The 10,269-nt window shown below is 62.5% G+C and carries 8 protein-coding genes; 3 read left to right on the forward strand and 5 right to left on the reverse strand.

All coding sequences use genetic code 11. From position 1 onward, the window contains the following. Positions 1 to 231 precede the first annotated feature (231 nt). Positions 232 to 1,125 (forward strand): hypothetical protein, encoded by an 894-nt coding sequence (locus tag LJD17_RS22360; protein ID WP_227386420.1) that lies wholly within the window; start codon positions 232 to 234, stop codon positions 1,123 to 1,125. A 142-nt stretch (positions 1,126 to 1,267) separates the two neighbouring features. On the opposite strand, the gene LJD17_RS22365 is transcribed toward LJD17_RS22360, so the two are convergent. Together LJD17_RS22365 and LJD17_RS22370 are read right to left on the reverse strand one after the other, a co-directional pair. Continuing rightward, a complete protein-coding gene (locus tag LJD17_RS22365) occupies positions 1,268 to 1,690 on the reverse strand; it encodes a hypothetical protein (protein ID WP_227386421.1) in 423 nt (140 codons plus the stop codon). Between the two features lie 65 nt (positions 1,691 to 1,755). After that, positions 1,756 to 2,235 (reverse strand): cupin domain-containing protein, encoded by a 480-nt coding sequence (locus LJD17_RS22370; RefSeq protein ID WP_227386422.1) that lies wholly within the window; start codon positions 2,233 to 2,235, stop codon positions 1,756 to 1,758. A gap of 68 nt (positions 2,236 to 2,303) precedes the next feature. Here LJD17_RS22370 and LJD17_RS22375 point away from each other — a divergent pair, with 68 nt between their 5' ends. Continuing rightward, the gene (locus LJD17_RS22375; protein WP_227386423.1) at positions 2,304 to 2,897 is read left to right on the forward strand and encodes a TetR/AcrR family transcriptional regulator; all 594 of its coding nucleotides are present in this window, start codon (positions 2,304 to 2,306) and stop codon (positions 2,895 to 2,897) included. Between the two features lie 12 nt (positions 2,898 to 2,909). On the opposite strand, the gene LJD17_RS24300 is transcribed toward LJD17_RS22375, so the two are convergent. The 3 genes from LJD17_RS24300 to uvrA all read right to left on the reverse strand — a co-directional run bounded on the left by LJD17_RS24300 (position 2,910) and on the right by uvrA (position 9,750). Further along, positions 2,910 to 5,039, reverse strand: a complete 2,130-nt coding sequence (locus LJD17_RS24300; protein WP_227386424.1) for an ATP-binding protein — start codon at positions 5,037 to 5,039, stop codon at positions 2,910 to 2,912. Positions 5,040 to 5,239: 200 nt separating this feature from the next. Beyond that, positions 5,240 to 6,049: a class I SAM-dependent methyltransferase gene (locus LJD17_RS22385; RefSeq protein WP_227386425.1), complete on the reverse strand. Its 810-nt coding sequence runs from the start codon at positions 6,047 to 6,049 to the stop codon at positions 5,240 to 5,242. A gap of 737 nt (positions 6,050 to 6,786) precedes the next feature. Then, the gene (uvrA, locus tag LJD17_RS22390) at positions 6,787 to 9,750 is read right to left on the reverse strand and encodes an excinuclease ABC subunit UvrA (protein WP_227386426.1); all 2,964 of its coding nucleotides are present in this window, start codon (positions 9,748 to 9,750) and stop codon (positions 6,787 to 6,789) included. Positions 9,751 to 10,142: 392 nt separating this feature from the next. Between uvrA and ssb the strand changes: the two genes are divergently transcribed. Beyond that, on the forward strand, positions 10,143 to 10,269 hold a 127-nt coding region (ssb, locus tag LJD17_RS22395; protein WP_227385947.1), incomplete at its 3' end, for a single-stranded DNA-binding protein.

Below are 10,269 nucleotides of genomic sequence, written 5' to 3' on the forward strand. Positions count from 1 at the left end.
TCGCACTTCAATCTATTCTATTACTGATGCGACAAAGAATAATACTTGCATCTTCAAGTCGATTTGCCAAATGATATAACATTTTTTAACTAAATATAGTATTGTGAAGCTTTAAATACTCGGAAAAAAGTAGCAAAAGAATGAATTCTTGATCTGGGGCCGGAACATCCGCACGCTTCGGAATATTCCTTCTGGTTGAGGCGAGGGCCTCATCCCTAGGAGGAAATTGCGATGAATGGAGTCCTGTCTTATCGTTTGAAGGAAACGGTTTGCGGTGCAGCAATGGCGCTGGTTTTGTCCTTCGTGGCGCAGCCTTCGGTTGCGCAGGTGGGCGCCGGAGCCAGCATTGGCGGATCTGACGGTATTTCGGCTGGCGCAAGTATTGGCGGCTCGGGCGGACTGTCGGCAGGGGTTGGCGCAAGCCTTGGCGGATCCGATGGCATTTCGGCGGGCGCCGGGGCAAATATCGGAGGAGGTAGCGGCGTCACGGCCGGGGGTGGAGCGAACATCGGGGGATCGAGCGGCGTCAGTGCGGGCCTCGGCGCCAGCGTCGGCGGGTCCGGCGGGGTCAACGCCGGTGTCGGGGCGAATATTGGCGGATCGAACGGTGTGAATGCCGGGCTCGGTGCCGGTATCGGTGGGTCAAACGGCATCAATGCCGGAGCCGGCCTCGGGATCGGCGGATCGAATGGCGTGACGGCAGGAGCGAACGCAAGCCTTGGCGGCTCCGGAGGCATTAATGCCGGTGTTGGCGCTGGCATAGGCGGCTCGGGCGGTATCAATGCAGGTGGCGGATTGAGCATTGGCGGCAATGACGGCGGCGGGGCTGCTCCGGGCGGTACAGTCGGCGGACGGTCAGGCACAGGCACAGGCTCCTTGTCCGTGGGGTCCAATCGCGCGAGTAGCGGGACTTCGGTCACGGGACGAAGCCCATCCACCACCGGTTCCGTCTCGCCGAACGTTCCCGGCGCTCAGGGTGCTCTCGCGGCAGAACTCAGATCGATGACGGATACGCAAAAACGAGAGCTACGTCGCACCTGTGCGAGCGTCTCCGTATCAGACAGCGGGTACGATCCGGGCCTGAAGGGACTTTGTGCTCTGCTGAGCCGGATGTCCGGCCTCTAAGGCCCCATAAGCAAGGTCAGGAGGGTCCGGGTTCCGGGCTCGGACTCCTCCGGGCCGAAGGTGTCGGACGGCGTTGAACATCCTATGGCGCCGCCACGAGGCCGTGGGCTTGAGGGAGTATGAGGCCACCCTCCGACATGACTCATTTGCCAGGAAGGCGGTTGATCGAGCAGGGCTGGTCCAGAGCCTGCACATCGGACGTGATAACCCAATGGAAGAGTTTCGCATTCTTATCGACTTCAACGATCATGTCGTAGACGGATGATGTGCCGTAGGCTGCGAAGAACGCGAATGTCCGTGTTCCCATGGTCGGTAGGCTGAAACGCTGCATTCTTCCGAAAAGCTCTTTGCATCGTCTCAGAACCTGTTTCAGAGTGTCGGGTGTATACTTGGTCTGCAGTTCCGGCGCGAGAAGCCGAAACAGATGTTCTGAATCGTCGTCGTTATAGAGACGCAGGATCTCCTGAGAGACGTTGAATAGAGTGTTGCGCTCGACAGCCAGAGCGTGCCCGCCGGTTCCCCATATCAGGGCGGACAACATAAGACTCCCGATCAACGGCTTCATGGAGATCTCGCGGTTGAAGTTCTTGCATCTTTAGAGCGAGCACACGTGCCGAGACAATCGGCCCTTCAGCGCGGGGGCAGCATCTCGATGCCGTAGCGTGCGCCGATTTCCATGATCCTTGGAACGTCGGGAGGACTGAGGGGAGGGAAGGATTTTGCATCCGGGACCGCTTCCCCTGCCTCGACGAAGAAATTTTCATGCAAGCCGCCAGGCAGGTTGATGATGAGCATCCGCGCCGGCGCATTGCCGACATTCCTGAACCCATGCGGTGTTCCACGCGGAATGTAGACGAACGATCCGGGTCCACGGATCGTGGCGGCGGTGCCGAGGAAAAATTCGTATTCTCCCTCCAGAACATAGAACGCCTCACTGTCGTCCCGCTGTGTATGGGGAGGGACGCCCTGGCCGGGAGCCGTGGTCGCCTCCACGAGGGAGAACAGGCCTTCCGTATCGGCGGCGGTCGCCTTGAACGTCACGAGGGTGCCGAGAAGATGAACTGTCGAACCGGTCCTGGGCGACGTGTTGCTCTGTGGTGCGGACATCATTATATCCTGATTTTGGATGATACTTGCGTCTCATAATGAGATGTTCGTCTCATAAAAGGGATTTCAGTATGGGTCAAGAGACCAAGGAAAGAGTCGCACAGAAGCAGCGCACGCGCATGGCTTTGCTCAAGGCTGCGCGGGAGTTGCTGGTTGACGGAGAGACACCGTCCGTCCCCGACGCCGCGGATCGTGCCGGCATCTCACGCGCGACCGCGTACCGTTATTTCTCGACCCCGGACGCTCTGGCCCAGGAGGCGATCCTCGACGCCATCGCGTCCGAGTTCGAGACGATTGGAACGCTGCTCCCGGACGACGCGGATCCGGCCGAGAAGGCACAACACATCGTGTCCGCGGTGCTGGCGATGGTGCTTCAGAACGAAGCGCTTTTCCGCACTTTCCTCGGGCTCGTGTCCGGAGGCGGAACCAGCCGCGGCGGACGCCGCGTTCGTTGGATTTCCGCCGCATTGGAGCCGCTGGCGGCCCGGCTGCCTCAGGAAGCTTTCGAGCGTCTCGTTCACGGCCTTTCGCTTCTCTGCGGAATCGAGACGGTCGTTGTGCTCAGGGATATCTGCGGCCTGCAGCCGGCGGAGATGGACCGTACCGTTCGCTGGATCGCGCGCACTCTCGTGACGGCCGCGCTCAAGGACGGCGATGCCCCTTGAGCGCACCTGGCTTCAGGCGCCTTCCCTGATTGTCTCGACCTGAATCATCTGGCCAATGGATCGCGCGAGGTCCTCGCTGTCATACGGCTTGCGCAGGATCGTAAAACCCTCGTCGAGGGCGGTCTGTGCGACGTTGCTGTAACCGGTCGTCAGAAGAATCGGCAGGGACCGATATTGCTCGCGCACGGAACGGGCCAAGTTGACCCCGTTCAGGTCGCCCGGCATCACGATGTCGCTGAACACGAGGTCGAAAGCCTCGCCGGTCCCGAGCAGGTCGAGCGCCCTCTCGGCATTGCCCGCATGGGTGACGCGGTATCCGAGTTCTTCCAGATTGGCGCGGGTGACATCCGCGATATCGACGTTGTCCTCGACGAGCAGAATATGGCCCTGGCCGGTTCGCCGCGACGGTTTCTTGTCTCCGTCGTGGTCCGAGTTTGCATGTTCGTTCGTCCGGGGCAGGAAAACCGTCACGGTCGTGCCCTGTCCCGGCGTACTCGTGGCGACGGCGGTTCCTCCGGATTGACGGGCGAAGCCATAGACCTGGCTGAGACCCAGACCTGTTCCCTTCCCGACTTCCTTGGTGGTGAAGAAGGGCTCGAAGATGCGGGCGAGGACGTCTTCGGGAATCCCGCAGCCGGTATCCGAAATGCTCAAGGCGACGAAATCCCCCGTGAGCCCGAGGCCGGTCGTGCCGGGGAGGGTGACGTTCCGTGTCTCGATCATGAACGATCCACCCTCAGGCATCGCATCGCGGGCGTTGACCGCGATGTTGAGAATGGCGAGTTCCAGTTCGTTGAGATCGACGCAGGCGTTCCAAAGTTCCGGCGCCAGGATCATCTGGATCGCAATGTCCCCGCGCAGGGACGATCTGAGCATATCCTGCAGGCCGGGGAGATGGCTCGAAAGCTGGACGACCTGTGGCTCGTGAGCCTGCCTGCGGGAGAAGGAGAGGAGCTGGCGGGTGAGGTTGGCGCCTCGCGTCGCTGCGTTCTCGATAGCGTCGAGAGAACGCTTCTGGCGCTCATCGGCGGCATATCGCCGAAGACGTTCCGCGTTCCCCTTCACGATCATCAGGAGGTTGTTGAAGTCGTGGGCGACGCCCCCCGTCAGATGGCCGACAGCCTCGAGGCGTTGAGCCTGCTTGAGGGCGGCTTCCGCCAGCTCTCGCCGGTGAACCTCTCCATAGAAGCTCTCGGTGCGCCGCAGGGCATAGAGGCTGAGACAGAAGAGGACCAGAGTGGTCGGAATGCCGAATGCCACGAGGCCCGCCATGGTGGACCAGAGTTCGCTCCACAGGGCTGCCCGGTCCATGCCGACCTGAGCGTAAACCGGGTATCCCGGCAGTTTGCGATAGCCGACCCGGCGGGTAATGCCGTCGATCTGCGACGTCGCCGTGAAGAGTCCCGCTTCCGGCTGGGTCTGGATGGAGCGCATGAAGCCGCTTTGGGCATTGAGCTTGAAAGGCTGATTTGCAAGCGCGGGATATCGCGCGAGGAAATCCCCTTCCTGCCGGATCAATCCGAACGAATCCGCGAACCCTCGCGATATCCGAGCATAGAATTCCCGAAAGTGTTCGGGGTGCACGGAGATGGCCACAATGCCGTTGAAGCTGCCATCGGTGCTCGGCCGTCTCTGGCTGATCACGAAGAACTGGATGTTGTTGATCCGCGCGGTGATGGTGCTGCCGATAAAGGTTCCGGCATCCTGGGGGACCTGGGCCCGGAAATAGTCCCTGTCCGAGTTGTCGAGGTTCTGCGGGACAGGATAGATCGTGCTCGACACGAGCGGATGACCGTTGCGGTCGAACACCCAGATAGCCTCGATCTGGGGCAGGGTGCTTTGGGTCCGTCTGAGACGGTTCTGCAAGTACGCTTCCTGGCTGCGAATTCGCTCCGGCGGGAGATCGCGCAGAATCTCGTTGGTCTCGGCAATCGTGCGCTCGATGGTCTGGAAGGCTTTGAGCGTGTGCTCCTGGATCACGTCGAGACCCCGCTCCACCCGCTCGTCGGCTTGACGTTCGAGGACGCGGTAGCCGGACCAGGCGGTGTACGCGAAGAACAGGAGCGGTCCGAGGAGGCTGGCGACAGCCAGAACTTGCAGAGGCCGGAGAACGTTCCGACTTTTCAGCTTGGCGCGATCCACGAACGCTGCCCTTCCTGAGCCACTGACGAAAGACGGATGCCGGCATCCGTGTGGCAAAGGCCAAGGAGTGCAAGCTCGGCGGTAGTAACGCCCTGAAGGGACCTTTGTTCCCCCTTAACAAAGGCCTATGGCGAAGTCGAGAACGCGCCGCCCGAACAATCACCTTAGCACGTTCCGCGCGGCACTGCCGGCAACCCGGATCACGGCCGCTCAGCGGTGACGAGGAGGGCGCTCATCCGGTTTTCGAACGCCGTCTCGCCGAAGCGATGGGCAATTGCTTTTGCGGTCTCGTCCGTCACGCCATCGAGACGACCTGGGGAGCGGGACTCGATCTCGCTCCGCAGCGGCGTTCCTTGGCAGAGACCGATGGCCGGCTCCCGAGCCGAGGGTGCGCGAGAGGTTTCCTCGATTGTTTCGACGGTGACGTCTTCGAACCCCGCTTGGCCGAGTTCGGCACGGATCCGCTCTCCGTCATGGTAGCCGAAGGGCACCCGGGCGAAGAATCCGGGCGGATCCTCCGGGAAGAGCCCCGCGACGGTTTCATGTACCAGCTGGCTGAGCGGGTTGGCGTCGAGCCGTCCCCACACGAAGAAGCGGAATGTGCCGCCCGGCTTCAGGACCCGGTGAGCCTCGCGGTAAGCCGCGACCTTGTCCGGAAAGAACATGACGCCGAACTGGCACACGACATCGTCGGCCATGGCATCCTCGAAGGGGAGGGCCTGGGCGTCGGCAACGCGCCATGAAACGCGCTCATTCTGAAGCCGGGTTGCGGCAAGGTCGAGCATCGCCTGGTTCAGGTCCGTCGCGACGATCCGCGCGCCCGGCAATGTCGCGGCCAGCGCTCGCGTGACGATACCCGTTCCCGCCGCCGTTTCGAGGATCGTCCGGGAACCGCTGTTTTCCATGCGCCGTACCAAGATCCCGGCATAAGGCTCGAAAAGCAGTGGGCCGAGATAGCGCTCATAGAGCGCGGGAATCGAGCCCGTAAAGGTGACATCGGTGACGCTCATCTTTCGCCTCCGCCGCGAGCCTTATCATCGTGCTTCGGGGGCTTGGCGGCAATGGCGCAAAGGGTGAGGGAAAACACTGCCACGAACCCTCGACGAAATTCCTATGTTCTCGCTTCGCTGGGGTCGGGTGAGCCGGAGTCCTCCATTCGGAGCCGTTAGGGCTAGCGGTTTCGGGCTCTTCCATTCGCTTGTCCCGGAATCACGGAGTACCACCGTCATTCCGGGACGGCCCTGCGGGCCGGGCCCGGAACCCATACACGGTGAGGTTTGTGGACGGGTGCACGGCTGCCATCGTGTCTTCTCCGGGATCGTTAGCGGATATGGGTTCCGGGCTCTCGCGCTGCTCGCCCCGGAAGGACAGAGCAGTACGGTCATTCCGGGGCGCCGCAGGCGAGCCCGGAACCCATACACGCTGCGGGTAAGGAAAGAGAACGCGACGGCTGCCATGGCTCTTTCTCCTGAACGGTCGTGTTGATGGGTTCCGGGCTCTCGCTGAGGCTCGCCCCGGAATGACGGCTGAGCGCATCACGGCATGGGCCGTGTCCTCTGGGCTTGGGCGGCCCGGAGGGAAGTTTATCGAGGGTGGCGCGTCGGGCAGCCCACTCGATGATCTGGGCCGCTGCGTTCATGATGCTCGGACGATTACGATGTTGAGGCGCCAGAGCCCGAGACGAGAATGGCCGGCACAAGGCCGGCCATGAAATCGGGACGATGGGAAACAGGCGGGAGAAGGTCGTTTATTCCGCCGCCTGCCGGGTTACCTTCTTCGCCTTCTTCGGCGCCGGTTCCGCGGCTTTCTTCACCGGCCGCCGCTCCAGTACTTCCTTGAGGAAGCGGCCCGTGTGGCTTTCCTTGGATGCGGCGATGTCTTCCGGGGTGCCCTGCGCGACGATGCGGCCGCCGCCGTCGCCGCCTTCGGGGCCCATGTCGATGATCCAGTCGGCGGTCTTGATGACTTCGAGGTTGTGCTCGATCACCACGACGCTGTTGCCCTGTTCGACGAGCTCGTGCAGCACTTCGAGCAGTTTCGCGACGTCGTGGAAATGGAGACCGGTGGTCGGCTCGTCGAGGATGTAGAGCGTCCGGCCGGTCGCTCGCTTGGAGAGCTCCTTCGAGAGCTTCACACGTTGCGCTTCACCGCCCGAGAGCGTCGTGGCCTGCTGGCCCACATGCACGTAATCGAGGCCGACGCGGGCCAGCGTCTGCATCTTCTCGCGAATGGTCGGCACGGCCTTGAACAGCTCGCGGGCTTCCTCCACCGTCATGTCGAGCACGTCGGCGATCGACTTCTCCCGGTACTTCACTTCCAGGGTCTCGCGGTCGTAGCGCTTGCCCTTGCACACGTCGCAGGTGACGTAGACGTCGGGCAGGAAGTGCATCTCGATCTTGATGACCCCGTCGCCCTGGCAGGCCTCGCAGCGGCCGCCCTTCACGTTGAACGAGAAGCGTCCCGGCTGGTAGCCTCGGGCCTTGGCCTCGGGGAGGCCGGCGAACCATTCGCGGATCGGCGTGAAGGCCCCCACATAGGTCGCCGGGTTCGAGCGCGGCGTGCGGCCGATGGGCGATTGGTCGATATCGATGACCTTGTCGAGATGCTCCAGGCCCTCGATGCGGTCGTGCGGCGCGGGATGCTCCAGGGCACCGTTCAGCTTGCGGGCCACTGCCTTGTAGAGCGTGTCGATCACGAGGGTCGACTTGCCGCCGCCCGACACACCGGTGATGCACGTGAAGGTGCCCAGCGGAATGTCCGCCGTCACGTTCTTCAGGTTGTTGCCCTTCGCGCCCACCACCTTCAGGATGCGGCTCTTATTGGGCTTGCGGCGCTTTTCCGGCACCTTCACGGACATCTCGCCGGTCAGGTACTTGCCGGTCAGCGATTTCGGGTTCGCCATGATTTCCGGGGGTGTGCCCTCGGCCACCACCTTGCCGCCGTGTATGCCCGCGCCGGGCCCGATATCGAACACGTAATCCGCCTGCAGGATCGCATCCTCGTCGTGCTCCACGACGATCACCGTATTGCCGAGGTCGCGCAGGCGCTTCAGGGTCATGAGCAGCCGCTCGTTGTCGCGCTGGTGCAGGCCGATCGAGGGCTCGTCCAGGACATACAGGACGCCGGTCAGCCCGGAGCCGATCTGCGAGGCCAAGCGGATACGCTGGCTCTCGCCGCCGGACAGGGTGCCGGAGGACCGGGCAAGCGTCAGGTATTCCAGGCCCACATCGACCAGGAAGGTGAGACGCTCGCGGATCTCCTTGAGGATGCGGCCGGCGATCTCGTTCTGCTTCTTGGTGAGCTGCTTGCTGAGCGCACCGAACCACGCGTGGGCGTCCTTCACCGAAAGGGCGGTGGCATCGCCGATGTCGGATCCGGCGATCTTCACCGCGAGGGCTTCCGGCTTCAGGCGCTTGCCGCCGCAGGCGGCGCAGGGCGTCTCGCTCATGAAGCGGCCGATCTCGTCCCGCGCCCAGTCGCTCTCGGTTTCCTTGTACCGCCGCTCCAGATTGGGGATCACCCCTTCGAACGGCTTCCTGACCTCATAGGCGCGAAGGCCATCGTCGTAGGCCATGCGGATCGCCTGATCGTCCGAACCGTAGAGGATCACGTCCCGCACCGTATCGGAAAGCTCCGACCAGGGCTTGGTCATGGAACCCTTGTAGTGGCGGGTGATGGCCTCGAGGGTCTGGTTGTAATAGGGCGAAGTGGACTTGGCCCAGGGCGCGACGGCGCCGCGCTTGAGAGACAGACTCTCGTCCGGCACGATCAGCATGGGATCGATGCGCATCTCATGCCCGATGCCGCTACAAGTAGGGCAGGCGCCGAAGGGATTGTTGAACGAGAACAGGCGCGGCTCGATTTCCGGAATCGTGAAGCCGGAAACCGGACAGGCGAACTTGGAGGAAAAGACGACGCGCTTCGGCTGCCCCTTCTCGTCCTTTTCGTCCGCGTATTCGACCACGGCGATCCCGTCGGTCAGGTCGAGGGCGGTCTCGATCGATTCCGCCAGGCGCGCCGCGATGTCCGCGCGCACCACGATACGGTCGACCACCACGTCGATGTCGTGCTTGTATTTCTTGTCGAGGGCAGGAACCTCGTCGATGGCGTAATACTCACCGTCGATCTTGAGGCGCTGGAAGCCCTTTTTCTGGAACTCGGCGATTTCCTTGCGATACTCGCCCTTGCGGCCACGGACCACCGGCGCCAGCAGGTAGAGGCGCGTCTTCTCCGGCAGTTCGAGAACGCGGTCGACCATCTGGCTGACGGTCTGGCTTTCGATGGGCAGCCCGGTGGCGGGTGAATAGGGGATTCCGACCCGCGCCCAGAGGAGGCGCATGTAGTCGTAGATCTCGGTGACGGTGCCGACGGTCGAGCGCGGATTCTTCGAGGTGGTCTTCTGCTCGATGGAGATGGCTGGCGACAGACCGTCGATCTGGTCCACGTCCGGCTTCTGCATCATTTCCAGGAACTGGCGGGCATAGGCCGAAAGGGATTCCACATAGCGCCGCTGCCCCTCCGCATAGATGGTGTCGAAGGCCAGGGACGACTTTCCGGAGCCGGACAAGCCGGTGAACACCACGAACCTGTCCCGCGGGACCATGAGGTCGACGTTCTTGAGGTTGTGCTCCCGCGCGCCTCGCACGGAGATCACGCGCGCATCCGGGTCGCCCGCCCGGGCGCGGTTGAACAAGTCGTCGAGTTTCGCCATGGCCAGCTCAAGCCCTGAAATGAGGAGTGCCGGCCTTGCCCCGGCCGGCCCCGGATATGTGGTGGTGGATCCGCCGGCGCAACATGCGGCAGATGATTCCAGGGCTGCGATCCTAGAACAAAGAGGGTACGTCCCGCAAGCGGATGCCAGAGAGCGTCACTCTTTAGGGTTTCCCACGAACTTTACGACTGTGCTTCGCCGGTGCGTATCCTGGCGTGGGCTTCGCACCAGGAGCCTTTTCGCTCAAGCTGTAGAGGCCGCGATGGTGGAATTGGTCCTTAAATTTCCGTATCGGATCGATAATTGGGGACAGATCTGTGCAGAACTGGTGTCCCGGCTTGTTCCACCGGCCCCCGGGATCCAGAACTGCCTCACGTGATGAGGAGCGCCCGATGGCAGGCAGTGTGAACAAGGTGATATTGGTAGGGAACCTGGGGCGTGACCCTGAGGTTCGGCGGTTGAACTCGGGCGAGCCTGTGGTGAACCTGCGGATTGCGACCTCGGAAACCTGGAAGGACA

Origin of the sequence: Microvirga rosea (assembly GCF_020595095.1) — a bacterium.
In the GTDB taxonomy this organism is placed as follows: Bacteria; Pseudomonadota; Alphaproteobacteria; order Rhizobiales; family Beijerinckiaceae; genus Microvirga; species Microvirga rosea.